Raw genomic sequence first — 23,844 nt, 5'->3', positions numbered from 1 at the left:
ACACTCGCCATAATGGGCCTGCGGCGGCGAAGTTTAACTGAGTTTATCCTCAAGTGCAGTATCCATCCCTTTGGCAAGAAACTTATTTAAACAAAAATAGTCTGAAAAGAGACGAGAATCGGGAGAGTCTGTCTGTAGATTTCTTCCGCAACGATTTATAGTACGTCACTCATTTACGTTTAATGCTGGGGTGAGAGTCCCCAGGCCCTGGAGATATGGATGAAATCACTGTTCAAAGTAACGCTGCTGGCGACGACAATGGCTGTCGCACTGAATGCACCGCTGTCTTTCGCTGCTGACACTGCAGCGAAGCCTGCTGCAACTGCAGACAGCAAAGCGGCGTTCAAAAATGACGACCAGAAATCCGCCTACGCACTTGGCGCATCTCTGGGTCGTTACATGGAAAACTCTCTGAAAGAGCAAGAGAAACTGGGCATCAAACTGGACAAAGCTCAGCTGATCGCGGGTGTTCAGGATGCGTTTGCAGATAAGAGCAAACTGTCTGACCAGGAAATCGAACAGACTCTGCAGGCGTTTGAAGCGCGTGTGAAAGGTGCTGCTCAGACCAAAATGGAAGCAGATGCCAAAGACAACGAAGCGAAAGGCAAAGCCTACCGCGATACCTTTGCTAAAGAAAAAGGTGTAAAAACCTCCTCTACTGGCCTGGTGTACAAAGTTGAGAAAGAAGGTACCGGTGATGCGCCTAAAGACAGCGACACCGTTGTGGTTAACTACAAAGGTACGTTGATCGACGGTAAAGAGTTCGACAACTCTTACACCCGTGGTGAGCCTCTTTCCTTCCGTCTGGACGGTGTGATCCCGGGCTGGACCGAAGGCCTGAAGAACATCAAGAAAGGCGGCAAGATCAAGATGGTCATCCCACCGGATCTGGCTTACGGCAAAACCGGTGTTCCGGGTATCCCAGCGAACTCTACGCTGGTCTTTGACGTAGAACTGCTGGACATCAAACCGGCACCTAAAGCGGATGCCAAGGCAGATGCTCCGGCTGACGATAAAGCCGCTGCTGCTAAGAAGTAATGCTGAAAAAAAACCGCCGCCTTTGAGGCGGCGGTTTTTTTTATTGTAGGGCAGATATAATTAACACTGGAAAGCGCTATACACGCTGTATTAATTTAGTTGTCCGTGTAGATAATGAGCCTGCCCTGAAAACCTAACGACAGGCTCCTGAAAAGGAGTGTTTTTTTCATGTCCAGGTCGCTTTTAACCAACGAAACCAGTGAACTCGATTTGCTGGATCAACGTCCTTTTGACCAGACCGACTTCGATATTCTGAAATCCTACGAGGCGGTGGTGGACGGGTTAGCGATGCTCATTGGCTCCCACTGCGAAATCGTATTGCACTCCCTGCAAGATCTGAAGTGTTCCGCCATCCGCATTGCGAATGGTGAACATACTGGCCGTAAAATTGGTTCGCCAATCACCGACCTTGCATTGCGTATGTTGCATGACATGACCGGCGCGGACAGCAGCGTCTCCAAATGTTACTTCACCCGCGCCAAAAGCGGTGTGTTGATGAAATCAGAAACTATCGCCATTCGAAACCGTGACCATCGTGTCATCGGTTTGCTGTGCATCAACATGAACCTTGATGTACCGTTCTCGCAAATCATGAGTACCTTTATCCCACCAGAAACCCCAGATGTGGGCTCTTCTGTGAATTTTGCCTCCTCTGTTGAGGATCTGGTGACCCAGACGCTGGAGTTCACCATTGAAGAGGTGAATGCCGACCGCAACGTATCGAACAACGCCAAGAACCGTCAGATCGTACTGAACCTCTACGAGAAAGGGATTTTTGACATCAAAGACGCCATTAACCAGGTGGCCGATCGTCTGAATATCTCCAAGCACACGGTTTACCTCTACATTCGCCAGTTCAAAAGCGGCGATTTCCTGGGGCAAGACAAGTAATGCGTTTTGCGTTAATGGTGACAGGCCCGGCGTATGGTACTCAGCAGGCCAGCAGCGCGCTGCAGTTTGCCCATGCGCTACTTGAGGCTGGACACGAACTGGCGAGCGTCTTCTTCTATCGGGAAGGGGTCTATAACGCGAACCAGTTTACGTCACCGGCGAGCGATGAATTTGACCTTGTCCGCGCCTGGCAGGCATTAAACGAAAAGCAGGGCGTTGAGCTGCATATCTGCGTGGCAGCGGCATTGCGTCGCGGCGTGACGGATGCGGCCGAAGCAGAGCGTCTCGGCTTGCCAGGGGCTAACCTTCAGCCCGGTTTTTCGTTGAGTGGCCTGGGGGCACTGGCCCAGGCCGCGCTAACCTGCGACAGAGTGGTGCAGTTTTAATGAAGCGTGTCGCGTTTGTTTTTTCGTCTGCTCCCCATGGGAGTGCGTCTGGCAGAGAAGGGCTGGACGCGTTGCTTGCAACCTCCGCATTAACCGAAGATATTGGCGTATTCTTTCTGGGAGACGGCGTATTCCAGCTGCTGGCGGGCCAGCAACCGCAGGCAATTCTGGCGCGGGACTACATCGCTACCTTCAAAGTTTTACCGCTTTACGACATTGAAACCTTCTACGTGTGTGCTGACTCTTTGGCTGCGCGCGGTCTCAATGACAAGACGCCTTTCGTGTTGGATGTCACGCTCCTCCCCGCGGGTGCGCTGCGCGAACAACTCTCTCAATATGATACTGTTCTGACTTTCTGAGGCTGACATGCTGCACACCCTGAGCCATTCCCCGTGGCAATGTGATATCGACGCGTTACTGAGCATGTTGCGCGAAGAGGATGATTTGCTGCTGATTCAGGACGGTGTGCTTGCGGCGCTTGATGGTAGTCAGTTCGTTGAAATCCTCAGCAGTGCCCCCATATCCATCTCTGCGCTGAAAGACGATCTTGAAGCGCGAGGTCTTACTGGTCAAATTTCAGCCAAAATTGACGTGGTTGGCTATACTGATTTCGTCAATCTTACTGTGACACACCCCAGTCAAATGAACTGGTGATTTGAGATCGCTGTATATTTCTTGACACCTTTTCGACGTAGCCCTAAAATTTCGCGTCCTCATATTGTATGAGGTCGATTTATTACGTGTTTACGAAGCAAAAGCTAAAACCAGGAGCTATTTAATGGCAACAGTTAACCAGCTGGTACGCAAACCACGTGCACGCAAAGTTGCAAAAAGCAACGTGCCTGCACTGGAAGCCTGCCCGCAGAAACGTGGCGTATGTACTCGTGTATATACCACCACTCCTAAAAAACCAAACTCCGCACTGCGTAAAGTATGCCGTGTGCGTTTGACTAACGGTTTCGAAGTGACTTCCTACATCGGTGGTGAAGGTCACAACCTGCAGGAGCACTCCGTGATCCTGATCCGTGGCGGTCGTGTTAAAGACCTTCCGGGTGTTCGTTACCACACCGTTCGTGGTGCGCTCGACTGCTCAGGTGTTAAAGACCGTAAGCAGGCTCGCTCCAAGTACGGCGTGAAGCGTCCTAAGGCTTAATGGTTCTCCGTTAAGTAAGGCCAAACTGATTTATCTTAATGTCACACTAAACTCTTTGAGTTTTGGACAATCCTGAATTAACAACGGAGTATTCCCATGCCACGTCGTCGCGTCATTGGTCAGCGTAAAATCCTTCCAGATCCGAAATTCGGATCAGAACTGCTGGCAAAATTTGTAAATATCCTGATGGTAGATGGTAAAAAATCTACTGCAGAAGCAATCGTATACAGCGCGCTTGAGACCCTGGCTCAGCGTTCTGGTAAAAATGAACTGGAAGCTTTCGAAGTCGCTCTCGACAACGTTCGCCCAACTGTAGAAGTTAAGTCCCGCCGCGTTGGTGGTTCTACTTATCAGGTTCCAGTTGAAGTTCGTCCGGTTCGTCGTAATGCTCTGGCAATGCGTTGGATCGTTGAAGCTGCTCGTAAACGCGGTGATAAATCCATGGCTCTGCGTCTGGCGAACGAACTTTCTGATGCTGCAGAAAACAAAGGTACTGCAGTTAAGAAACGTGAAGACGTTCACCGTATGGCAGAAGCCAACAAGGCGTTCGCACACTACCGTTGGTAATCCCTTCGGAGTATTAGTCACCAGGCGGGCGCTTCAGAGAAGCCGCCCGCTCTGGGTAACTTAACTGAACGCCTAAAGAAACAAACGAGGAATCAAATGGCTCGTACAACACCCATCGCACGCTACCGTAACATCGGTATCAGTGCGCACATCGACGCCGGTAAGACCACTACTACCGAACGTATTCTGTTCTACACCGGTGTAAACCACAAAATCGGTGAAGTTCATGACGGCGCAGCCACCATGGACTGGATGGAACAGGAGCAGGAGCGTGGTATTACTATCACCTCCGCAGCGACTACTGCATTCTGGTCAGGTATGGCTAAGCAGTACGAACCGCATCGTGTAAACATCATCGACACCCCAGGCCACGTTGACTTCACCATCGAAGTAGAACGTTCCATGCGTGTTCTTGACGGCGCGGTAATGGTTTATTGCGCAGTTGGTGGTGTTCAGCCACAGTCTGAAACCGTATGGCGTCAGGCGAACAAATATAAAGTTCCACGCATCGCGTTCGTTAACAAAATGGACCGTATGGGTGCTAACTTCCTGAAAGTTGTTGGTCAGATCAAAACCCGTCTGGGCGCGAACCCTGTTCCGCTGCAGCTGGCAATTGGTGCTGAAGAAGGTTTCACCGGTGTTATCGACCTGGTGAAAATGAAAGCCATCAACTGGAACGAAGAAGACGCAGGCGTTACCTTCACTTACGAAGATATCCCAGCAGACATGCAGGACCTGGCTGACGAATGGCACCAGAACCTGATCGAGTCCGCTGCTGAAGCTTCTGAAGAGCTGATGGAGAAATACCTGGGTGGTGAAGAACTGACTGAAGAAGAGATCAAGAAAGCTCTGCGTCAGCGCGTTCTGAACAACGAAATCATCCTGGTAACCTGTGGTTCTGCGTTCAAGAACAAAGGTGTTCAGGCGATGCTGGATGCGGTAGTTGACTACCTGCCATCCCCAGTTGACGTACCTGCGATCAACGGTATCCTGGACGACGGTAAAGATACTCCGGCTGAGCGTCACGCAAGTGATGACGAGCCGTTCTCTGCACTGGCGTTCAAAATTGCTACCGACCCATTCGTGGGTAACCTGACCTTCTTCCGCGTTTACTCTGGTGTGGTTAACTCCGGTGACACCATCCTGAACTCCGTGAAAGCGGCGCGTGAGCGTTTTGGCCGTATCGTACAGATGCACGCTAACAAACGTGAAGAGATCAAAGAAGTTCGTGCGGGCGACATCGCTGCAGCTATCGGTCTGAAAGACGTGACTACTGGTGACACCCTGTGTAACCCAGATCACCCGATCATTCTGGAGCGTATGGAATTCCCTGAGCCGGTAATCTCCATCGCGGTTGAACCAAAAACCAAAGCTGACCAGGAAAAAATGGGTCTGGCTCTGGGCCGTCTGGCGAAAGAAGACCCATCATTCCGCGTATGGACTGATGAAGAATCTAACCAGACTATCATCGCTGGTATGGGTGAGCTGCACCTGGACATCATCGTTGACCGTATGAAGCGTGAATTCAACGTTGAAGCGAACGTGGGTAAACCTCAGGTTGCTTACCGCGAAGCGATTCGTGCGAAAGTTACCGATGTTGAAGGTAAACACGCTAAGCAGTCTGGTGGTCGCGGTCAGTACGGTCACGTTGTGATCGACATGTACCCACTGGAGCCGGGCTCTAACCCTAAAGGTTACGAGTTCATCAACGACATCAAAGGTGGTGTAATTCCTGGCGAATACATCCCAGCCGTTGATAAAGGCATCCAGGAGCAGCTGAAAGCGGGCCCTCTGGCTGGCTATCCAGTTGTTGACATGGGTGTTCGTCTGCACTTCGGTTCTTACCATGACGTTGACTCCTCTGAACTGGCGTTTAAACTGGCTGCGTCTATTGCCTTTAAAGAAGGCTTTAAGAAAGCAAAACCAGTTCTGCTTGAGCCGATCATGAAGGTTGAAGTAGAAACTCCTGAAGAGAACACCGGTGACGTTATCGGTGACTTGAGCCGTCGTCGCGGTATGCTGCGTGGTCAGGAATCTGAAGTAACTGGCGTTAAGATCCACGCTGAAGTTCCGCTGTCTGAAATGTTCGGATATGCAACTCAGCTGCGTTCTCTGACCAAAGGTCGTGCATCATACACTATGGAATTCCTGAAGTATGATGATGCGCCTAACAACGTTGCTCAGGCCGTTATTGAAGCCCGTGGTAAGTAATCCACAGGATTAAAACCTAAGTCCCGTGCTCTCTCCAAAGGGGAGAGCACTATAGTAAGGAATATAGCCGTGTCTAAAGAAAAATTTGAACGTACAAAACCGCACGTCAACGTTGGTACTATCGGCCACGTTGACCATGGTAAAACTACCCTGACTGCTGCAATCACTACCGTTCTGGCTAAAACCTACGGTGGTTCTGCTCGTGCATTCGACCAGATCGATAACGCACCAGAAGAAAAAGCTCGTGGTATCACCATCAACACTTCCCACGTTGAATACGACACCCCGACTCGCCACTACGCACACGTAGACTGCCCAGGCCACGCCGACTATGTTAAAAACATGATCACCGGTGCTGCGCAGATGGACGGCGCGATCCTGGTTGTTGCTGCGACTGACGGCCCAATGCCTCAGACTCGTGAGCACATCCTGCTGGGTCGTCAGGTAGGCGTTCCTTTCATCATCGTGTTCCTGAACAAATGCGACATGGTTGATGACGAAGAGCTGCTGGAACTGGTAGAGATGGAAGTTCGTGAACTGCTGTCTCAGTACGATTTCCCAGGCGACGATACCCCAATCGTTCGTGGTTCCGCGCTGAAAGCGCTGGAAGGCGAAGCAGAGTGGGAAGCAAAAATCATCGAACTGGCTGGCTTCCTGGATTCTTACATCCCAGAACCAGAGCGTGCGATTGACAAGCCATTCCTGCTGCCAATCGAAGACGTATTCTCCATCTCCGGTCGTGGTACCGTTGTTACCGGTCGTGTAGAGCGCGGTATCATCAAAGTTGGTGAAGAAGTTGAAATCGTTGGTATCAAAGAGACTGCTAAGTCTACCTGTACTGGCGTTGAAATGTTCCGCAAACTGCTGGACGAAGGCCGTGCTGGTGAGAACGTTGGTGTTCTGCTGCGTGGTATCAAACGTGAAGAAATCGAACGTGGTCAGGTTCTGGCGAAGCCAGGCTCAATCAAGCCACACACCAAGTTCGAATCTGAAGTGTACATCCTGTCCAAAGACGAAGGCGGCCGTCATACTCCGTTCTTCAAAGGCTACCGTCCACAGTTCTACTTCCGTACAACTGATGTGACCGGTACCATCGAACTGCCAGAAGGCGTTGAGATGGTAATGCCTGGCGACAACATCAAGATGGTTGTGACTCTGATCCACCCAATCGCGATGGACGACGGTCTGCGTTTCGCAATCCGTGAAGGCGGCCGTACCGTTGGCGCGGGCGTTGTTGCTAAAGTTCTGGGCTAATTAATTATCCCTGAATGAAAAAAGGACGCTTCGGCGTCCTTTTTTGTTTTCTGGCTTTTTGAACCTGTCACAAATTTTCGCATTTTTTGCCTGCTTCCGTCTCGCATCCCGGCGTTTGTGCTATTGTAATCATAACCATTCTCACTTACACTTTGCGCATATTTTGAACGGGAGTTTTTATGTACGTTTGTTTATGTAATGGTGTGAGTGACAAAAAAATACGTCAGGCCGTTCGCCAGTTTCAGCCACAGTCATTCCAGCAGCTTCGCAAGTTTGTTCCGGTGGGAAATCAATGCGGTAAATGCGTTCGCGCAGCGCGTGAGATTATGCAGGACGAATTGATGCAGATCCCGGAATTCAAAGAGATCGCGTAAGCCCGTATCTTTTTTTTGACATCCTTGTAGCCCGATCTACGCTTCAATGAGTGGAAGCGGAGGGACTATATAATGAAAGGTGATGTTAAAATCATAAGTTATCTCAATAAATTATTGGGAAATGAGCTTGTCGCAATCAATCAGTATTTTCTCCATGCAAGAATGTTCAAAAACTGGGGACTGACTCGCCTCAATGATGTTGAATACCATGAGTCCATCGATGAGATGAAGCACGCCGATAAATATATTGAGCGTATTTTATTCCTCGAAGGCATTCCAAACTTGCAGGATCTTGGCAAACTGGGCATTGGTGAAGATGTTGAGGAGATGCTGCGTTCCGATCTCAGACTGGAACTCGAAGGCGCAAGAGATCTTCGTGAAGCCATCGCCTATGCTGACAGCGTCCATGATTATGTTAGTCGTGACATGATGATCCAGATCCTCGCCGATGAAGAAGGCCATATTGATTGGCTGGAGACTGAACTGGATCTCATTACCAAAATTGGCCTACAGAACTACCTTCAGTCGCAGATCAAAGTGGAAAGCTAATCAGGTTTTCCCAGCCAACGCATAAACCCGCTGCCGCCAGAAATGGCCCAAAAGGCAGTGGGTTTTTTAATGTCTGTTTATCAGGGTGCACTAAAGAGAGGATGAGAAGACACAAAAGTGCCATCAGCGCGGCGACCAACGCCAGCAGCGGTAATACGCACCAGCCATGCCAGGCGCCCAGCGCTGCCAGATATTTAACATCGCCATAGCCCATCCCTTCGCGCCTAAAGATAAACCGATAGCCCCAGTAAATAACGGCAAAGCCGACATATCCTGCCATCGCACCCACCACCGCACTCGGCAAAAAATCAGGATGGATACAGAGCTGAAAGAGCAGGCCCACCCACAGCAGTGGGCAGAGAAATTTATCGGGAAGCAGGCCGCAGCGGATATCTCCATAGACAAGAAAGGCAGTCAGCGAAAAATAGAACAGCAGAAAGGGGAGGGTAGTTAACATGGAAAAGGCCTCAACAGGGTTTGAGCGCATCCTCGTTATAATCGGCCTGTCCGACAATCTACAAAAACCACAATTGCGTAGGGGCTCCAGACAAAGATTCGAGAAGGGATACATTGCTTAAAAAGTTGCGAGTCCTTACGCATACCGCGCCTTTAGCGCTTAATTTCTAAACGGCACTTGCGTCTTTCTCTGATTTACGTATAATGCGCGGGCTTGTCGTAATTGACGGCTGGTTCGAACTGAACCGGAGTAACTCATTTTGTTACTCAACAATGCTCCCAATTGGGGAGCTACGTAAGAACGGTTACACTCTCCCATCAATCGTAATGGGTTTGAGGAGTAATCATTTTCGTTTATAAAATAATTGGAGCTCTGGTCTCATGCAGAACCAAAGAATCCGTATCCGCCTTAAAGCGTTTGATCATCGTCTGATCGATCAATCAACCGCGGAAATCGTCGAGACTGCTAAGCGCACTGGTGCGCAAGTCCGTGGTCCGATCCCGCTGCCGACCCGCAAAGAGCGCTTCACCGTTCTGATCTCCCCGCACGTCAACAAAGACGCGCGTGATCAGTACGAAATCCGCACTCACAAGCGTCTGGTTGACATCGTTGAGCCAACTGAGAAAACCGTTGATGCTCTGATGCGTCTGGATCTGGCTGCCGGTGTAGACGTGCAGATCAGCCTGGGTTGATCAGGTCATCGAGCGATTGAGAGGTTGATACAATGATTGGTTTAGTCGGTAAAAAAGTGGGTATGACCCGCATCTTCACAGAAGATGGCGTTTCTATCCCAGTAACCGTAATCGAAGTTGAAGCAAACCGCGTTACTCAGATCAAAGATCTGGCTAACGATGGCTACCGCGCTGTTCAGGTGACCACTGGTGCTAAAAAAGCTAACCGTGTAACCAAACCAGAAGCGGGTCACTTCGCTAAAGCTGGCGTTGAAGCTGGCCGTGGTCTGTGGGAATTCCGTCTTGCTGAAGGCGAAGAGTTCACCGTAGGTCAAGACATTAGCGTTGAGCTGTTTGCTGACGTTAAAAAAGTTGACGTAACCGGTACCTCTAAAGGTAAAGGTTTTGCTGGTACCGTTAAGCGCTGGAACTTCCGTACCCAGGACGCTACTCACGGTAACTCCTTGTCTCACCGCGTTCCGGGTTCTATCGGTCAGAACCAGACTCCGGGCAAAGTGTTCAAAGGCAAGAAAATGGCAGGTCAGCTGGGTAACGAACGTGTAACCGTTCAGAGCCTGGACGTAGTACGTGTTGACGCTGAGCGCAACCTGCTGCTGGTTAAAGGTGCAGTTCCGGGTGCAACCGGTAGCGACCTGATCGTTAAACCAGCTGTGAAGGCGTAAGGGGATAGCAATGGAATTAGTATTGAAAGACGCGCAGAGCGCGCTGACTGTTTCCGAAACTACCTTCGGTCGTGATTTCAACGAAGCGCTGGTTCACCAGGTTGTTGTTGCTTATGCAGCTGGTGCTCGTCAGGGTACTCGTGCTCAGAAGACTCGTGCTGAAGTAACTGGTTCTGGCAAAAAGCCATGGCGCCAGAAAGGTACCGGCCGTGCGCGTTCAGGTTCTATCAAGAGCCCGATCTGGCGTTCAGGTGGCGTGACCTTCGCTGCGCGTCCACAGGACCACAGTCAAAAAGTTAACAAAAAGATGTACCGCGGCGCGCTGAAAAGCATCCTGTCCGAACTGGTACGTCAGGATCGTCTGATCGTTGTCGAATCATTCTCTGTAGAAGCGCCTAAAACTAAGCTGCTGGCACAGAAACTGAAAGACATGGCTCTGGAAGATGTGCTGATCATCACCGGTGAGCTGGACGAGAACCTGTTCCTGGCCGCACGTAACCTGCACAAGGTTGACGTACGCGATGCGACTGGTATCGACCCGGTTAGCCTGATCGCCTTCGACAAAGTCGTAATGACTGCTGATGCTGTTAAGCAAGTTGAGGAGATGCTGGCATGATTCGTGAAGAACGTCTGCTGAAGGTGCTTCGCGCACCGCACGTTTCTGAAAAAGCGTCTACTGCGATGGAAAAAACAAACACCATCGTTCTCAAAGTTGCTAAAGACGCGACCAAAGCAGAAATCAAAGCTGCTGTGCAGAAACTGTTTGAAGTCGAAGTCGAAGTCGTTAACACCCTGGTTGTTAAAGGGAAAGTTAAACGTCACGGACAGCGTATCGGTCGTCGTAGCGACTGGAAAAAAGCTTACGTCACCCTGAAAGAAGGCCAGAATCTGGACTTCGTTGGCGGCGCTGAGTAAGTCGGAGGAGTAATACAATGGCAGTTGTTAAATGTAAACCGACATCTCCGGGTCGTCGCCACGTAGTTAAAGTGGTTAACCCTGAGCTGCACAAGGGCAAACCTTTTGCTCCGTTGCTGGAAAAAAACAGCAAATCCGGTGGTCGTAACAACAATGGCCGTATCACCACTCGTCACATCGGTGGTGGCCACAAGCAGGCTTATCGTATTGTTGACTTCAAACGCAACAAAGACGGTATCCCAGCAGTTGTTGAGCGTCTTGAGTACGATCCGAACCGTTCCGCGAACATCGCGCTGGTTCTGTACAAAGATGGCGAACGCCGTTACATCCTGGCCCCTAAAGGCCTGAAAGCTGGTGACCAGATTCAGTCTGGCGTTGATGCTGCAATCAAAGCAGGTAACACCCTGCCGATGCGCAATATCCCGGTTGGTTCTACCGTTCATAACGTAGAAATGAAACCAGGTAAAGGCGGTCAGCTGGCACGTTCCGCTGGTACTTACGTTCAGATCGTTGCGCGCGACGGTGCTTATGTCACCCTGCGTCTGCGTTCTGGTGAAATGCGTAAAGTCGAAGCAGACTGCCGCGCTACTCTGGGCGAAGTTGGCAATGCTGAGCATATGCTGCGCGTTCTGGGTAAAGCAGGTGCTGCACGCTGGCGTGGTGTTCGTCCTACCGTTCGCGGTACTGCGATGAACCCAGTCGACCACCCACATGGTGGTGGTGAAGGTCGTAACTTTGGTAAGCACCCGGTATCTCCGTGGGGCGTTCAGACCAAAGGTAAGAAGACCCGCAGCAACAAGCGTACTGATAAATTTATCGTACGTCGCCGTAGCAAATAATTTTAGAGGATAAGCCATGCCACGTTCTCTCAAGAAAGGTCCTTTTATTGACCTGCACTTGCTGAAGAAGGTAGAGAAAGCGGTGGAAAGCGGAGACAAGAAGCCCCTGCGCACTTGGTCCCGTCGTTCAACGATCTTTCCTAACATGATCGGTTTGACCATCGCTGTCCATAATGGTCGTCAGCACGTTCCAGTCTTTGTTACCGACGAAATGGTTGGTCACAAACTGGGTGAATTCGCACCGACTCGTACTTATCGCGGCCACGCTGCTGATAAAAAAGCGAAGAAGAAATAAGGTAGGAGGAAGAGATGGAAACTTTAGCTCAACATCGCCATGCTCGTTCTTCTGCACAGAAGGTTCGCCTTGTTGCTGACCTGATTCGCGGTAAGAAAGTGTCGCAGGCCCTGGACATCCTGACCTATACCAACAAGAAAGCTGCGGTATTGGTCAAGAAAGTACTGGAATCTGCCATTGCTAACGCTGAACACAACGATGGCGCTGACATCGACGATCTGAAAGTCGCGAAAATTTTCGTAGATGAAGGCCCAAGCATGAAGCGCATTATGCCGCGTGCGAAAGGTCGTGCAGATCGCATCCTGAAGCGCACCAGCCACATTACTGTGGTTGTGTCCGATCGCTGAGACTCTGGAGACTAGCAATGGGTCAGAAAGTACATCCTAATGGTATTCGCCTGGGTATTGTAAAACCATGGAACTCTACCTGGTTTGCGAACACCAAAGAATTCGCTGACAACCTGGACAGCGATTTTAAAGTACGTCAGTACCTGACTAAGGAACTGGCTAAAGCGTCTGTATCTCGTATCGTTATCGAGCGTCCAGCTAAGAGCATCCGTGTGACTATTCACACTGCTCGTCCTGGCATCGTTATCGGTAAGAAAGGCGAAGACGTAGAAAAACTGCGCAAGGTCGTAGCGGATATCGCTGGCGTTCCTGCACAGATCAATATCGCTGAAGTTCGTAAGCCTGAACTGGACGCTAAATTGGTTGCTGACAGCATCACTTCACAGCTGGAACGTCGCGTTATGTTCCGTCGTGCTATGAAGCGTGCTGTACAGAACGCAATGCGTCTGGGCGCTAAAGGTATCAAAGTTGAAGTTAGCGGCCGTCTGGGCGGCGCGGAAATCGCACGTACCGAATGGTACCGCGAAGGTCGCGTACCGCTGCACACTCTGCGTGCTGACATTGACTACAACACCTCTGAAGCGCACACCACTTACGGTGTAATCGGCGTTAAGGTATGGATCTTCAAAGGTGAGATCCTGGGTGGTATGGCTGCTGTTGAACAACCGGAAAAACCGGCTGCTCAACCTAAAAAGCAGCAGCGTAAAGGCCGTAAATAAGGAGCGTCGCTGATGTTACAACCAAAGCGTACAAAATTCCGTAAAGTGCACAAAGGCCGCAACCGTGGTCTGGCGCAGGGTACGGATGTTAGCTTCGGCACTTTCGGTCTGAAAGCTGTTGGCCGTGGTCGTCTGACTGCACGTCAGATCGAAGCAGCACGTCGTGCAATGACCCGTGCAGTTAAGCGTCAAGGTAAGATCTGGATCCGTGTATTCCCGGACAAACCGATCACCGAGAAGCCACTGGAAGTTCGTATGGGTAAAGGTAAAGGTAACGTGGAGTACTGGGTTGCCTTGATCCAACCGGGCAAAGTCCTTTATGAAATGGACGGTGTTCCGGAAGAGCTGGCCCGTGAAGCCTTCGGCCTGGCAGCAGCGAAACTGCCTATCAAAACCACCTTTGTAACTAAGACGGTGATGTAATGAAAGCAAAAGAGCTGCGTGAAAAAAGCGTTGAAGAGCTGAACGCTGAGCTGCTGAACCTGCTGCGTGAGCAGTTCAACCTGCGTATGCAGGCTGCAAGTGGCCAGCTGCAACAGACTCACCTGCTGAAGCAAGTGCGTCGCAATGTTGCACGCGTTAAGACTTTACTGACTCAGAAGGCGGGTGCGTAATGACCGATAAAATCCGTACTCTGCAAGGTCGTGTTGTTAGCGACAAAATGGAGAAATCCATTGTTGTAGCTATCGAACGTATTGTGAAACACCCGATCTACGGTAAATTCATCAAACGTACGACCAAACTGCACGTACATGACGAGAACAACGAATGTGGTATCGGCGACAAGGTTGAAATCCGTGAATGCCGTCCACTGTCCAAGACTAAGTCCTGGACGCTGGTTCGCGTTGTAGAGAAAGCGGTTCTGTAATACAGTACGCATTCTCAATACGAATAAACGGCTCAGCGATGAGCCGTTTATTTTTTCTACCCATATTGTAGAAGCGGTGTTATAATGCCGCGCCCTCGATATGGGGCTTTTTAACGGCTCTGATTTTAGAGTCTCAGGTAGTAGTTGACATTAGCGGAGCACTGAAATGATCCAAGAACAGACTATGCTGAACGTCGCCGACAACTCCGGTGCACGTCGCGTAATGTGTATCAAGGTTCTGGGTGGCTCGCACCGTCGCTACGCAGGCGTAGGCGACATCATCAAGATCACCATCAAGGAAGCAATTCCACGTGGTAAGGTCAAAAAAGGTGATGTGCTGAAAGCGGTAGTGGTGCGCACCAGGAAGGGTGTTCGTCGCCCTGACGGTTCTGTCATTCGCTTCGATGGTAATGCATGCGTTATTTTAAACAATAACAGCGAGCAGCCTATCGGCACGCGTATCTTTGGGCCGGTAACTCGTGAACTTCGTACTGAAAAGTTCATGAAAATTATCTCTCTGGCACCAGAAGTACTCTAAGGAGCGAATCATGGCAGCGAAAATCCGTCGTGATGACGAAGTTATCGTGTTAACCGGTAAAGATAAAGGTAAACGCGGTAAAGTAAAAAATGTTCTGTCTTCCGGCAAACTTGTCGTTGAAGGTATCAACCTGGTTAAGAAACATCAGAAGCCGGTTCCGGCCCTGAACCAACCAGGTGGCATCGTTGAAAAAGAAGCTGCTATTCAGGTTTCTAACGTTGCAATCTTCAATGCGGCTACCGGCAAGGCTGACCGTGTAGGCTTTAGATTCGAAGACGGCAAAAAAGTCCGTTTCTTCAAGTCTAACAGCGAAACTATCAAGTAATTTGGAGTAGTACGATGGCGAAACTGCATGATTACTACAAAGACGAAGTAGTTAACAAACTCATGACTGAGTTTAACTACAATTCTGTCATGCAAGTCCCTCGGGTCGAGAAGATCACCCTGAACATGGGTGTTGGTGAAGCGATCGCTGACAAGAAACTGCTGGATAACGCAGCAGCTGACCTGACAGCAATCTCCGGTCAAAAACCGCTGATCACCAAAGCACGCAAATCTGTTGCAGGCTTCAAAATCCGTCAGGGCTATCCGATCGGCTGTAAAGTAACTCTGCGTGGCGAACGCATGTGGGAGTTCTTTGAGCGCCTGATCACTATTGCTGTTCCACGTATCCGTGACTTCCGTGGCTTGTCCGCTAAGTCTTTCGACGGTCGTGGTAACTACAGCATGGGTGTCCGTGAGCAGATCATCTTCCCAGAAATCGACTACGATAAAGTCGACCGCGTGCGTGGTTTGGATATTACCATTACCACTACTGCGAAATCTGACGAAGAAGGCCGTGCTCTGCTGGCTGCCTTTGACTTCCCGTTCCGCAAGTAAGGTAGGGTTACTGAATGGCTAAGCAATCAATGAAAGCACGCGAAGTAAAGCGCGTAGCTTTAGCTGATAAATTCTTCGCTAAACGCGCTGAACTGAAAGCGATCATTTCTGATGTGAACGCTTCCGACGAAGATCGTTGGAATGCGGTTCTCAAGCTGCAGTCTCTGCCGCGTGATTCCAGCCCGTCTCGTCAGCGTAACCGCTGTCGTCAAACAGGTCGTCCACATGGTTATGTGGGCAAGTTTGGGTTGAGCCGTATCAAACTGCGTGAAGCCGCCATGCGCGGTGAAGTACCAGGCTTGAAAAAGGCTAGCTGGTAATTACCAATTGAATCACGGGAGTAAAGACAGATGAGCATGCAAGATCCGATCGCGGATATGCTGACCCGTATCCGTAACGGTCAGGCCGCGAACAAAGTTGCGGTCACCATGCCTTCCGCCAAGCTGAAAGTGGCAATTGCCAACGTGCTGAAGGAAGAAGGTTTTATCGAAGATTTTAAAGTTGAAGGCGACACCAAGCCGGAACTGGAACTTACTCTCAAGTATTTCCAGGGTAAAGCTGTTGTAGAAAGCATTCAGCGTGTCAGCCGCCCAGGTCTGCGCATCTATAAGAAAAAAGATGAGCTGCCGAAAGTTATGGCTGGCCTTGGTATCGCAGTTGTTTCTACCTCAAAAGGTGTTATGACTGATCGTGCAGCGCGCCAGGCTGGTCTTGGTGGCGAAATTATCTGCTACGTAGCCTAATCGGAGGAAAGAATGTCTCGTGTTGCTAAAGCACCGGTCGTTATTCCTGCCGGCGTTGATGTAAAAATCGACGGTCAGGTTATTACGATCAAAGGTAAAAACGGCGAGCTGACTCGTACCCTCAACAAAGCTGTTGAAGTTAAACATGCAGATAACGCTCTGACCTTCGGTCCACGTGATGGTTTCGTGGATGGATGGGCTCAGGCTGGTACCGCGCGTGCCCTGCTGAACTCAATGGTTGTTGGTGTTACCGAAGGCTTCACTAAAAAGCTTCAGCTGGTTGGTGTAGGTTATCGTGCAGCTATCAAAGGGAATGCAGTAGGCCTGTCTCTGGGCTTCTCACACCCTGTTGAGCATCCGCTGCCGGCCGGTATCACTGCAGAATGTCCGACTCAAACTGAAATCGTGCTGAAAGGCGCTGATAAACAGCTGATCGGTCAGGTTGCAGCAGATCTGCGCGCCTACCGTCGTCCTGAGCCTTATAAAGGTAAGGGTGTTCGTTACGCCGACGAAGTCGTGCGTACCAAAGAGGCTAAGAAGAAGTAAGGTAACACTATGGATAAGAAATCTGCTCGTATCCGTCGTGCGACCCGCGCACGCCGCAAGCTCAAAGAGCTGGGTGCAACTCGCCTGGTGGTACATCGTACCCCGCGTCATATTTACGCACAGGTAATTGCACCGAACGGTTCTGAAGTTCTGGTAGCTGCTTCTACTGTAGAAAAAGCTATCTCAGAACAATTGAAGTACACCGGTAACAAAGACGCCGCTGCAGCTGTAGGTAAAGCTGTTGCTGAACGCGCTCTGGAAAAAGGCATCAGCAATGTTTCCTTTGACCGTTCCGGGTTCCAATATCATGGTCGTGTCCAGGCACTGGCAGATGCTGCCCGTGAAGCTGGCCTTCAGTTCTAAGGTAGAGGTGTAAGATGGCTCACATCGAAAAACAGGCTGGCGAACTGCAGGAAAAGCTGATCGCGGTTAACCGCGTATCTAAAACCGTAAAAGGTGGTCGTATTTTCTCCTTCACAGCTCTGACTGTAGTTGGTGATGGTAACGGTCGCGTTGGTTTTGGTTACGGTAAAGCGCGTGAAGTTCCAGCAGCGATCCAGAAAGCGATGGAAAAAGCCCGTCGCAATATGATTAACGTCGCGCTGAACAACGGCACCCTGCAACACCCAGTTAAAGGTGTTCACACGGGTTCTCGTGTATTCATGCAGCCAGCTTCAGAAGGTACCGGTATCATCGCCGGTGGTGCAATGCGCGCCGTTCTGGAAGTTGCTGGAGTTCATAACGTTCTGGCTAAAGCATATGGTTCTACCAACCCGATCAACGTGGTTCGTGCAACTATTGATGGCCTGGAAAATATGAATTCTCCAGAAATGGTCGCTGCCAAGCGTGGTAAATCCGTTGAAGAAATTCTGGGGTAATTGACCATGGCAAAGACTATTAAAATCACTCAAACCCGCAGTGCAATCGGTCGTCTGCCGAAACACAAGGCAACGCTGCTTGGCCTGGGTCTGCGTCGTATTGGTCATACCGTTGAGCGCGAGGATACTCCTGCTGTTCGTGGTATGGTCAACGCGGTTTACTTCATGGTTAAAGTTGAGGAGTAAGAGATGCGTTTAAATACTCTGTCTCCGGCCGAAGGCTCTAAAAAGGCGGGTAAACGCCTGGGCCGTGGTATCGGTTCTGGCCTCGGCAAAACCGGTGGTCGTGGTCACAAAGGTCAGAACTCTCGTTCTGGCGGTGGCGTACGTCGCGGTTTCGAGGGTGGCCAGATGCCACTGTACCGTCGTCTGCCGAAGTTCGGCTTCACCTCTCGCAAAGCAGCGATCACAGCGGAAATCCGTCTGTCTGACCTGGCGAAAGTTGAAGGCGGCGTTGTAGACCTGAACACGCTGAAAGCAGCAAACATTATCGGTATCCAGATCGAGTTCGCGAAAGTGATCCTGGCTGGTGAAGTTTCTACTCCGGTAACTGTTCGTGGCCTGCGTGTTACTAAAGGTGCTCGTGCTGCTATCGAAGCTGCTGGCGGTAAAATTGAGGAATAAGTAGCAGATGGCTAAGCAACCGGGATTAGATTTTCAAAGTGCCAAAGGTGGATTTGGCGAGCTGAAACGCAGACTGCTGTTTGTTATCGGCGCGCTGATTGTGTTCCGTATTGGCTCTTTTATTCCGATCCCTGGTATCGATGCCGCTGTACTTGCCAAACTGCTTGAGCAACAGCGAGGCACCATCATTGAAATGTTCAACATGTTCTCTGGTGGTGCTCTCAGCCGTGCTTCTATCTTTGCACTGGGTATTATGCCGTACATTTCGGCATCAATTATTATCCAACTGCTGACGGTCGTTCATCCGGCCCTGGCAGAGCTGAAGAAAGAAGGGGAGTCTGGACGTCGTAAGATTAGCCAGTACACCCGTTACGGCACTCTGGTGCTGGCAATATTCCAGTCGATCGGTATTGCTACCGGTCTTCCGAATATGCCTGGTATGCAGGGCCTGGTGTTAAACCCGGGCTTTGCATTCTATTTCACCGCTGTTGTAAGTCTGGTCACAGGGACGATGTTCCTGATGTGGCTCGGCGAACAGATTACTGAGCGTGGTATCGGTAACGGTATCTCAATCATTATCTTCGCCGGTATTGTTGCGGGTCTCCCGCCAGCCATCGCCCATACTATCGAGCAAGCGCGTCAAGGCGACCTGCACTTCCTCCTGTTGCTGTTGGTTGCAGTATTAGTATTTGCAGTGACGTTCTTTGTTGTCTTCGTTGAACGTGGTCAGCGCCGCATTGTGGTGAACTACGCTAAACGTCAGCAGGGTCGTCGTGTCTATGCTGCACAGAGCACACATTTACCGCTGAAAGTGAATATGGCGGGGGTTATCCCGGCTATCTTCGCTTCCAGTATTATTCTGTTCCCGGCAACCATCGCGTCATGGTTCGGGGGCGGTACTGGTTGGAACTGGCTGACAACAATTTCGCTGTATTTGCAGCCTGGGCAACCACTTTATGTGTTACTCTATGCGTCTGCGATCATCTTCTTCTGTTTCTTCTACACGGCGTTGGTTTTCAACCCGCGTGAAACAGCAGATAACCTGAAGAAGTCCGGTGCATTTGTACCAGGAATTCGTCCGGGAGAGCAAACGGCGAAGTATATCGATAAAGTAATGACTCGCCTGACTTTGGTTGGTGCGCTTTATATTACTTTTATCTGCCTGATCCCGGAGTTCATGCGTGATGCAATGAAAGTACCGTTCTACTTCGGTGGGACCTCACTGCTTATCGTTGTTGTCGTGATTATGGACTTTATGGCTCAAGTGCAAACTCTGATGATGTCCAGTCAGTATGAGTCTGCATTGAAGAAGGCGAACCTGAAAGGCTACGGCCGCTAAATGGTCGCCTGAGAAGTTACGGAGAGTAAAAATGAAAGTTCGTGCTTCCGTCAAGAAATTATGCCGTAACTGCAAAATCGTTAAGCGTGATGGTGTCATCCGTGTGATTTGCAGTGCCGAGCCGAAGCATAAACAGCGCCAAGGCTGATTATTTCGCATATTTTTCTTGCAAAGTTGGGTTGAGCTGGCTAGATTAGCCAGCCAATCTTTTGTATGTCTGTACGTTTCCATTTGAGTATCCTGAAAACGGGCTTTTCAGCATGGTGCGTACATATTAAATAGTAGGAGTGCATAGTGGCCCGTATAGCAGGCATTAACATTCCTGATCAGAAACATGCTGTGATCGCATTAACTTCGATCTACGGCGTCGGCAAGACCCGTTCTAAAGCCATTCTGGCTGCAGCGGGTATCGCTGAAGATGTTAAGATCAGTGAGCTGTCTGAAGAACAAATCGACACGCTGCGTGACGAAGTTGCCAAATTTGTCGTTGAAGGTGATCTGCGCCGTGAAATCAGCATGAGCATCAAGCGCCTGATGGATCTTGGTTGCTATCGCGGTTTGCGTCATCGTCGTGGTCTGCCAGTGCGCGGTCAGCGTACTAAGACCAACGCACGTACCCGTAAGGGTCCGCGCAAACCGATCAAGAAATAATCGGGGTGATTGAATAATGGCAAAGGCACCAGTTCGTGCACGTAAACGTGTAAGAAAACAAGTCTCTGACGGCGTGGCTCATATCCATGCTTCTTTCAACAACACCATCGTTACTATTACTGATCGTCAGGGTAACGCATTGGGTTGGGCAACAGCCGGTGGTTCCGGTTTCCGTGGTTCTCGCAAATCCACTCCGTTCGCAGCTCAGGTTGCAGCAGAGCGTTGCGCTGAAGCCGTAAAAGAATACGGCATCAAGAATCTGGAAGTTATGGTTAAAGGTCCGGGTCCGGGTCGTGAATCTACTGTTCGCGCTCTGAACGCCGCTGGTTTCCGCATCACTAATATTACTGATGTGACTCCGATCCCTCATAACGGTTGTCGTCCGCCGAAAAAACGTCGCGTATAACGCTCCGTTTTTTAGGTTAGTTGGAGATAGAAAATGGCAAGATATTTGGGTCCTAAGCTCAAGCTGAGCCGTCGTGAGGGCACCGACTTATTCCTTAAGTCTGGCGTTCGCGCGATCGATACCAAGTGTAAAATTGAACAAGCTCCTGGCCAGCACGGTGCGCGTAAACCGCGTCTGTCTGACTATGGTGTGCAGTTGCGTGAAAAGCAAAAAGTTCGCCGTACCTACGGTGTGCTGGAGCGTCAGTTCCGTAACTACTATAAAGAAGCAGCACGTCTGAAAGGCAACACAGGTGAAAACCTGCTGGCTCTGCTGGAAGGTCGTCTGGACAACGTTGTATACCGTATGGGCTTCGGCGCTACTCGTGCTGAATCACGTCAGCTGGTTAGCCACAAAGCAATCATGGTAAACGGTCGTGTTGTTAACATCGCTTCTTATCAGGTTAAAGCGAATGACGTTGTTAGCATTCGTGAGAAAGCGAAAAAGCAATCTCGCGTGAAGGCCGCTCTGGAGCTGGCTGAGCAGCGTGAAAAGCCAACCTGGCTGGAAGTTGATGCTGGCAAGATGGAAGGTACGTTCAAGCGTCAGCCAGAACGTTCTGATCTGTCTGCGGACATTAACGAACACCTGATCGTCGAGCTTTACTCCAAGTAAAGCTTAGTACCAAAGAGAGGACACAATGCAGGGTTCTGTGACAGAGTTTCTAAAACCGCGCCTGGTAGATATCGAGCAAGTGAGTTCGACGCACGCCAAGGTGACCCTTGAGCCTTTAGAGCGTGGCTTTGGCCATACTCTGGGTAACGCACTGCGCCGTATTCTGCTCTCATCGATGCCGGGTTGCGCGGTGACCGAGGTTGAGATTGATGGTGTACTTCATGAGTACAGCACCAAAGAAGGCGTTCAGGAAGATATCCTTGAAATCCTGCTCAACCTGAAAGGGCTGGCGGTGAGAGTTCAGGGTAAAGATGAAGTTATTCTTACTCTGAATAAATCTGGCATTGGCCCTGTGACTGCAGCCGACATCACCCACGACGGTGATGTTGAAATCGTCAAGCCGCAGCACGTGATCTGCCACCTGACCGATGAGAACGCAGCTATTAGCATGCGTATCAAAGTTCAGCGCGGTCGTGGTTATGTGCCGGCTTCTGCCCGAATTCATTCGGAAGAAGATGAGCGCCCAATCGGCCGTCTGCTGGTCGACGCATGCTACAGCCCTGTAGAGCGTATTGCCTACAATGTTGAAGCAGCGCGTGTAGAACAGCGTACCGACCTGGACAAGCTGGTCATCGAAATGGAAACCAACGGCACAATCGATCCTGAAGAGGCGATTCGTCGTGCGGCAACCATCCTGGCAGAACAACTGGAAGCTTTCGTTGACTTACGTGATGTACGTCAGCCGGAAGTGAAAGAAGAGAAACCAGAATTCGATCCGATCCTGCTGCGCCCTGTTGACGATCTGGAATTGACTGTCCGCTCTGCTAACTGCCTTAAGGCAGAAGCTATCCACTATATCGGTGATCTGGTACAGCGTACCGAGGTTGAGTTGCTGAAAACGCCGAACCTGGGTAAAAAATCTCTTACTGAGATTAAAGACGTGCTGGCTTCACGTGGTCTGTCTCTGGGCATGCGCCTGGAAAATTGGCCACCAGCAAGCATTGCTGACGAGTAACCGGATCACAGGTTAAGGTTTTACTGAGAAGGATAAGGTCATGCGCCATCGTAAGAGTGGTCGTCAACTGAACCGCAACAGCAGCCATCGCCAGGCTATGTTCCGCAACATGGCAGGTTCACTGGTTCGTCATGAGATCATCAAGACAACCCTGCCTAAAGCGAAAGAGCTGCGTCGCGTAGTTGAGCCGCTGATTACTCTTGCCAAGACTGACAGCGTTGCTAATCGTCGTCTGGCATTCGCCCGTACTCGTGATAACGAGATCGTGGCAAAACTGTTTAACGAACTGGGCCCGCGTTTCGCGAGCCGTGCCGGTGGTTACACTCGTATTCTGAAGTGTGGCTTCCGTGCAGGCGACAACGCGCCGATGGCTTACATCGAGCTGGTTGATCGTTCAGAGAAAGCAGAAGCTGCTGCAGAGTAATCTGTAGTAACGTAAAAAAACCCGCTCCGGCGGGTTTTTTTATATCCTCAGTATCACCACCTCTCTACACTATCTGTATCTTTTCTGTTCATTCGCGGAGGTCATCATGTGGTTACTCGATGAATGGGTAGAGCGCCATATCAGCGATGCCCAACGCAAAGGTGAATTCGATAATCTTCCAGGAAGCGGCGAACCGCTCGTGTTGGAGGATGATTCGCACATTGCACCTGAATTACGTGCGGGATACCGCTTACTTAAAAATGCGGGCTGTTTGCCTCCGGAACTTGAACAGCGAAGAGAGGCAATTGAACTTGTTGATCTACTTAAAAGTGTTCGCAAAGACGACCCACAACATATTGATCTCAGCCGCCGACTGACGCTGATTGAGCTTAAACTCCGCCAGGCTGGTGTGAGCACTGACTTTTTACGCGGTGAATATTGTGAAAGGTTAATGCAGAGAATCGATGAGGAATAACTATGTATCGTATTGGTGAACTTGCAAAGCTCGCTAACGTAACGCCAGATACCATCCGTTACTACGAGAAACAGCAAATGATAGATCATGAGGTGAGAACGGAAGGTGGATTCCGTCTTTATACCGACAACGATCTCCAGCGTCTTCGGTTTATCCGCTATGCACGGCAGCTTGGTTTCACGCTGGAGTCGATCCGCGAGTTACTGTCGATCCGCATCGATCCGGCGCACCACACTTGCCAGGAATCAAAAAGCATCGTCCAGGCCCGACTGGATGAAGTTGAGGCCCGAATTCAGGAATTGCAGACGATGCAGCGTTCCCTGCAAAGATTGAATGACGCATGCTGTGGTACTGCGCACAGCAGCATTTATTGCTCTATTCTTGAAGCCCTTGAACAGGGCGCCAGTGGCGAAACGGAAACACAGGGGTGTTGATTTTCCCTCAGCCCGGGCCTA

42 protein-coding genes are annotated in these 23,844 nt (G+C 50.3%); 41 read left to right on the top strand and 1 reads right to left on the bottom strand.

Annotation, left to right across the window (positions count from 1 at the left end; genetic code table 11):
• The first annotated feature begins 219 nt into the window (after window positions 1–219).
• From fkpA to bfr, 11 genes are all read left to right on the top strand, one after another.
• The gene (fkpA, locus tag HV355_RS09295) at window positions 220–1,038 is read left to right on the top strand and encodes an FKBP-type peptidyl-prolyl cis-trans isomerase (RefSeq protein WP_010436293.1); all 819 of its coding nucleotides are present in this window, start codon (window positions 220–222) and stop codon (window positions 1,036–1,038) included.
• 168 nt (window positions 1,039–1,206) lie between these two features.
• Window positions 1,207–1,929, top strand: coding sequence for a transcriptional regulator (locus HV355_RS09290; protein ID WP_023333674.1), 723 nt, complete (start codon window positions 1,207–1,209; stop codon window positions 1,927–1,929).
• Window positions 1,929–2,315: a sulfurtransferase complex subunit TusD gene (gene tusD / locus HV355_RS09285; protein ID WP_029485212.1), complete on the top strand. Its 387-nt coding sequence runs from the start codon at window positions 1,929–1,931 to the stop codon at window positions 2,313–2,315. The genes HV355_RS09290 and tusD overlap by 1 nt, the downstream gene beginning before the upstream one ends.
• Window positions 2,315–2,674 (top strand): sulfurtransferase complex subunit TusC, encoded by a 360-nt coding sequence (gene tusC / locus HV355_RS09280; RefSeq protein WP_108417738.1) that lies wholly within the window; start codon window positions 2,315–2,317, stop codon window positions 2,672–2,674. The genes tusD and tusC overlap by 1 nt, the downstream gene beginning before the upstream one ends.
• Window positions 2,675–2,681: 7 nt before the next feature.
• Window positions 2,682–2,969: a sulfurtransferase complex subunit TusB gene (tusB, locus tag HV355_RS09275; RefSeq protein WP_182401675.1), complete on the top strand. Its 288-nt coding sequence runs from the start codon at window positions 2,682–2,684 to the stop codon at window positions 2,967–2,969.
• A gap of 124 nt (window positions 2,970–3,093) precedes the next feature.
• Entirely contained in the window at window positions 3,094–3,468 is a 375-nt protein-coding gene (gene rpsL / locus HV355_RS09270; RefSeq protein WP_000246815.1) for a 30S ribosomal protein S12, read from the top strand.
• A gap of 96 nt (window positions 3,469–3,564) precedes the next feature.
• Window positions 3,565–4,035, top strand: coding sequence for a 30S ribosomal protein S7 (gene rpsG / locus HV355_RS09265; RefSeq protein WP_003861706.1), 471 nt, complete (start codon window positions 3,565–3,567; stop codon window positions 4,033–4,035).
• A 96-nt stretch (window positions 4,036–4,131) separates the two neighbouring features.
• Window positions 4,132–6,246, top strand: coding sequence for an elongation factor G (fusA, locus tag HV355_RS09260; RefSeq protein WP_010436278.1), 2,115 nt, complete (start codon window positions 4,132–4,134; stop codon window positions 6,244–6,246).
• 69 nt (window positions 6,247–6,315) lie between these two features.
• The gene (gene tuf, locus HV355_RS09255; protein WP_014068448.1) at window positions 6,316–7,500 is read left to right on the top strand and encodes an elongation factor Tu; all 1,185 of its coding nucleotides are present in this window, start codon (window positions 6,316–6,318) and stop codon (window positions 7,498–7,500) included.
• A gap of 179 nt (window positions 7,501–7,679) precedes the next feature.
• A complete protein-coding gene (gene bfd, locus HV355_RS09250; protein WP_003863268.1) occupies window positions 7,680–7,874 on the top strand; it encodes a bacterioferritin-associated ferredoxin in 195 nt (64 codons plus the stop codon).
• A gap of 72 nt (window positions 7,875–7,946) precedes the next feature.
• Window positions 7,947–8,423 (top strand): bacterioferritin, encoded by a 477-nt coding sequence (bfr, locus tag HV355_RS09245; protein WP_089600728.1) that lies wholly within the window; start codon window positions 7,947–7,949, stop codon window positions 8,421–8,423.
• On the opposite strand, the gene HV355_RS09240 is transcribed toward bfr, so the two are convergent.
• Window positions 8,407–8,880: an A24 family peptidase gene (locus HV355_RS09240; protein ID WP_182401673.1), complete on the bottom strand. Its 474-nt coding sequence runs from the start codon at window positions 8,878–8,880 to the stop codon at window positions 8,407–8,409. The genes bfr and HV355_RS09240 overlap by 17 nt on opposite strands.
• A gap of 380 nt (window positions 8,881–9,260) precedes the next feature.
• Here HV355_RS09240 and rpsJ point away from each other — a divergent pair, with 380 nt between their 5' ends.
• The 30 genes from rpsJ to zntR all read left to right on the top strand — a co-directional run bounded on the left by rpsJ (window position 9,261) and on the right by zntR (window position 23,823).
• A complete protein-coding gene (rpsJ, locus tag HV355_RS09235; RefSeq protein ID WP_001181005.1) occupies window positions 9,261–9,572 on the top strand; it encodes a 30S ribosomal protein S10 in 312 nt (103 codons plus the stop codon).
• Window positions 9,573–9,604: 32 nt separating this feature from the next.
• Complete coding sequence (gene rplC, locus HV355_RS09230; protein WP_042714858.1) at window positions 9,605–10,234, top strand: 50S ribosomal protein L3; 630 nt, start codon at window positions 9,605–9,607, stop codon at window positions 10,232–10,234.
• Window positions 10,235–10,244: 10 nt separating this feature from the next.
• Window positions 10,245–10,850, top strand: coding sequence for a 50S ribosomal protein L4 (gene rplD / locus HV355_RS09225; RefSeq protein WP_003031119.1), 606 nt, complete (start codon window positions 10,245–10,247; stop codon window positions 10,848–10,850).
• Window positions 10,847–11,149, top strand: coding sequence for a 50S ribosomal protein L23 (gene rplW, locus HV355_RS09220; protein WP_000617546.1), 303 nt, complete (start codon window positions 10,847–10,849; stop codon window positions 11,147–11,149). Before rplD ends, rplW begins: the two co-directional genes overlap by 4 nt.
• 17 nt (window positions 11,150–11,166) lie before the next feature.
• Window positions 11,167–11,988 (top strand): 50S ribosomal protein L2, encoded by an 822-nt coding sequence (gene rplB / locus HV355_RS09215; RefSeq protein WP_008457150.1) that lies wholly within the window; start codon window positions 11,167–11,169, stop codon window positions 11,986–11,988.
• A gap of 16 nt (window positions 11,989–12,004) precedes the next feature.
• Window positions 12,005–12,283, top strand: coding sequence for a 30S ribosomal protein S19 (gene rpsS / locus HV355_RS09210; RefSeq protein WP_001138117.1), 279 nt, complete (start codon window positions 12,005–12,007; stop codon window positions 12,281–12,283).
• Window positions 12,284–12,297: 14 nt separating this feature from the next.
• Window positions 12,298–12,630 (top strand): 50S ribosomal protein L22, encoded by a 333-nt coding sequence (gene rplV, locus HV355_RS09205; protein ID WP_002919773.1) that lies wholly within the window; start codon window positions 12,298–12,300, stop codon window positions 12,628–12,630.
• Between the two features lie 17 nt (window positions 12,631–12,647).
• Window positions 12,648–13,349: a 30S ribosomal protein S3 gene (gene rpsC / locus HV355_RS09200; protein ID WP_000529945.1), complete on the top strand. Its 702-nt coding sequence runs from the start codon at window positions 12,648–12,650 to the stop codon at window positions 13,347–13,349.
• A gap of 12 nt (window positions 13,350–13,361) precedes the next feature.
• Complete coding sequence (gene rplP, locus HV355_RS09195) at window positions 13,362–13,772, top strand: 50S ribosomal protein L16 (RefSeq protein WP_002919759.1); 411 nt, start codon at window positions 13,362–13,364, stop codon at window positions 13,770–13,772.
• Window positions 13,772–13,963 carry a 50S ribosomal protein L29 gene (gene rpmC / locus HV355_RS09190; protein WP_003863282.1) on the top strand — a complete coding sequence of 64 codons (192 nt, stop codon included), beginning with the start codon at window positions 13,772–13,774 and terminating at the stop codon, window positions 13,961–13,963. The genes rplP and rpmC overlap by 1 nt, the downstream gene beginning before the upstream one ends.
• Window positions 13,963–14,217, top strand: coding sequence for a 30S ribosomal protein S17 (gene rpsQ, locus HV355_RS09185; RefSeq protein ID WP_008503489.1), 255 nt, complete (start codon window positions 13,963–13,965; stop codon window positions 14,215–14,217). Before rpmC ends, rpsQ begins: the two co-directional genes overlap by 1 nt.
• 166 nt (window positions 14,218–14,383) lie before the next feature.
• On the top strand, window positions 14,384–14,755 hold the full coding sequence (gene rplN, locus HV355_RS09180; protein WP_004160583.1) for a 50S ribosomal protein L14: 372 nt from the start codon (window positions 14,384–14,386) through the stop codon (window positions 14,753–14,755).
• Window positions 14,756–14,765: 10 nt separating this feature from the next.
• Window positions 14,766–15,080: a 50S ribosomal protein L24 gene (gene rplX / locus HV355_RS09175; RefSeq protein WP_003863287.1), complete on the top strand. Its 315-nt coding sequence runs from the start codon at window positions 14,766–14,768 to the stop codon at window positions 15,078–15,080.
• Window positions 15,081–15,094: 14 nt separating this feature from the next.
• Window positions 15,095–15,634 carry a 50S ribosomal protein L5 gene (gene rplE / locus HV355_RS09170; protein ID WP_001096206.1) on the top strand — a complete coding sequence of 180 codons (540 nt, stop codon included), beginning with the start codon at window positions 15,095–15,097 and terminating at the stop codon, window positions 15,632–15,634.
• 14 nt (window positions 15,635–15,648) lie between these two features.
• Window positions 15,649–15,954, top strand: coding sequence for a 30S ribosomal protein S14 (gene rpsN, locus HV355_RS09165; RefSeq protein ID WP_003863291.1), 306 nt, complete (start codon window positions 15,649–15,651; stop codon window positions 15,952–15,954).
• A gap of 30 nt (window positions 15,955–15,984) precedes the next feature.
• Window positions 15,985–16,377, top strand: coding sequence for a 30S ribosomal protein S8 (rpsH, locus tag HV355_RS09160; RefSeq protein WP_006178918.1), 393 nt, complete (start codon window positions 15,985–15,987; stop codon window positions 16,375–16,377).
• 12 nt (window positions 16,378–16,389) lie between these two features.
• Entirely contained in the window at window positions 16,390–16,923 is a 534-nt protein-coding gene (gene rplF / locus HV355_RS09155; RefSeq protein ID WP_003863296.1) for a 50S ribosomal protein L6, read from the top strand.
• Window positions 16,924–16,932: 9 nt separating this feature from the next.
• Entirely contained in the window at window positions 16,933–17,286 is a 354-nt protein-coding gene (gene rplR, locus HV355_RS09150; protein WP_003863297.1) for a 50S ribosomal protein L18, read from the top strand.
• A gap of 14 nt (window positions 17,287–17,300) precedes the next feature.
• The gene (gene rpsE / locus HV355_RS09145; RefSeq protein WP_003863299.1) at window positions 17,301–17,801 is read left to right on the top strand and encodes a 30S ribosomal protein S5; all 501 of its coding nucleotides are present in this window, start codon (window positions 17,301–17,303) and stop codon (window positions 17,799–17,801) included.
• Between the two features lie 6 nt (window positions 17,802–17,807).
• The gene (gene rpmD, locus HV355_RS09140; protein ID WP_003863301.1) at window positions 17,808–17,987 is read left to right on the top strand and encodes a 50S ribosomal protein L30; all 180 of its coding nucleotides are present in this window, start codon (window positions 17,808–17,810) and stop codon (window positions 17,985–17,987) included.
• Between the two features lie 3 nt (window positions 17,988–17,990).
• Complete coding sequence (gene rplO / locus HV355_RS09135) at window positions 17,991–18,425, top strand: 50S ribosomal protein L15 (RefSeq protein WP_003863304.1); 435 nt, start codon at window positions 17,991–17,993, stop codon at window positions 18,423–18,425.
• Between the two features lie 7 nt (window positions 18,426–18,432).
• On the top strand, window positions 18,433–19,764 hold the full coding sequence (gene secY / locus HV355_RS09130; RefSeq protein ID WP_003863305.1) for a preprotein translocase subunit SecY: 1,332 nt from the start codon (window positions 18,433–18,435) through the stop codon (window positions 19,762–19,764).
• Between the two features lie 31 nt (window positions 19,765–19,795).
• A complete protein-coding gene (rpmJ, locus tag HV355_RS09125; RefSeq protein ID WP_000868187.1) occupies window positions 19,796–19,912 on the top strand; it encodes a 50S ribosomal protein L36 in 117 nt (38 codons plus the stop codon).
• Between the two features lie 146 nt (window positions 19,913–20,058).
• Window positions 20,059–20,415 carry a 30S ribosomal protein S13 gene (gene rpsM, locus HV355_RS09120; RefSeq protein ID WP_003863308.1) on the top strand — a complete coding sequence of 119 codons (357 nt, stop codon included), beginning with the start codon at window positions 20,059–20,061 and terminating at the stop codon, window positions 20,413–20,415.
• Between the two features lie 16 nt (window positions 20,416–20,431).
• Window positions 20,432–20,821 (top strand): 30S ribosomal protein S11, encoded by a 390-nt coding sequence (rpsK, locus tag HV355_RS09115; protein WP_003863312.1) that lies wholly within the window; start codon window positions 20,432–20,434, stop codon window positions 20,819–20,821.
• Window positions 20,822–20,854: 33 nt separating this feature from the next.
• Entirely contained in the window at window positions 20,855–21,475 is a 621-nt protein-coding gene (gene rpsD, locus HV355_RS09110) for a 30S ribosomal protein S4 (protein ID WP_042717062.1), read from the top strand.
• A 25-nt stretch (window positions 21,476–21,500) separates the two neighbouring features.
• Complete coding sequence (gene rpoA, locus HV355_RS09105) at window positions 21,501–22,490, top strand: DNA-directed RNA polymerase subunit alpha (RefSeq protein WP_002919219.1); 990 nt, start codon at window positions 21,501–21,503, stop codon at window positions 22,488–22,490.
• A gap of 40 nt (window positions 22,491–22,530) precedes the next feature.
• The gene (gene rplQ / locus HV355_RS09100; protein WP_001216368.1) at window positions 22,531–22,914 is read left to right on the top strand and encodes a 50S ribosomal protein L17; all 384 of its coding nucleotides are present in this window, start codon (window positions 22,531–22,533) and stop codon (window positions 22,912–22,914) included.
• Window positions 22,915–23,020: 106 nt separating this feature from the next.
• Complete coding sequence (locus HV355_RS09095; RefSeq protein ID WP_182401671.1) at window positions 23,021–23,389, top strand: DUF1992 domain-containing protein; 369 nt, start codon at window positions 23,021–23,023, stop codon at window positions 23,387–23,389.
• 2 nt (window positions 23,390–23,391) lie between these two features.
• Window positions 23,392–23,823, top strand: a complete 432-nt coding sequence (gene zntR / locus HV355_RS09090; RefSeq protein ID WP_042717067.1) for a Zn(2+)-responsive transcriptional regulator — start codon at window positions 23,392–23,394, stop codon at window positions 23,821–23,823.
• Window positions 23,824–23,844: the final 21 nt, after the last annotated feature.

Origin of the sequence: Enterobacter sp. RHBSTW-01064, from assembly GCF_014103035.1 — a bacterium.
GTDB classification, from domain to species: domain Bacteria; phylum Pseudomonadota; class Gammaproteobacteria; order Enterobacterales; family Enterobacteriaceae; genus Enterobacter; species Enterobacter mori.
The sequence above is the reverse complement of the archived record's forward strand: the minus strand, read 5'-3'. Positions and strand labels throughout refer to the sequence as shown.